The organism is Mesorhizobium sp. M7A.F.Ca.CA.004.06.1.1 (genome assembly GCF_003999135.1).
In the GTDB taxonomy this organism is placed as follows: domain Bacteria; phylum Pseudomonadota; class Alphaproteobacteria; order Rhizobiales; family Rhizobiaceae; genus Mesorhizobium.
This window is the reverse complement of record NZ_RZPQ01001483.1, coordinates 1-404: the sequence shown is the minus strand read 5'-3', so window position 1 is coordinate 404 and position 404 is coordinate 1. Positions and strand designations below refer to the sequence as shown.

1 pseudogene is annotated in these 404 nt (G+C 70.0%); it reads right to left on the bottom strand.

The annotated features are described in order from the left end of the window. Window positions 1-404, bottom strand: a pseudogene (locus EN906_RS37935) (hypothetical protein); the annotation flags it as partial.

Sequence of the window (404 nt, the reverse complement as noted above, 5' to 3'; positions counted from 1 at the left end):
GTCGCCGCCTGCATGCGCTGCTGACCGGTTGGGCCACCGCCCGCAACCTGCACGCCCTGCGGGCCTGGCGCCGCACCAGGACCGCCGGCAAGCACAGCGCCCCTCTGCGGGATGCCGCCACTATCAACCGCACGCGGCGACTGGACGCCAGCTTGTTGCGGCGCGCCAGACAAGGCTTGCGCGGGTGTCTGCTGCGGTGCGGAGGCTGCGGGAGAAGCAAGGGCGTTGGCGACGGCGGTGCCTGCGGGTGCCATGCCCGAGGCTGGGTCAAGGCTCGCCACTTGCACCGGGTCCGAAGTGGAACCGCTGAACCGCGATGCGAACGAGTTGGCCTGTGCGATACGCCGCGCGGCCTCGCCGCCTGGTCGATCGTAGCCCGCGAACTTCCATGCATTGTTCATGAT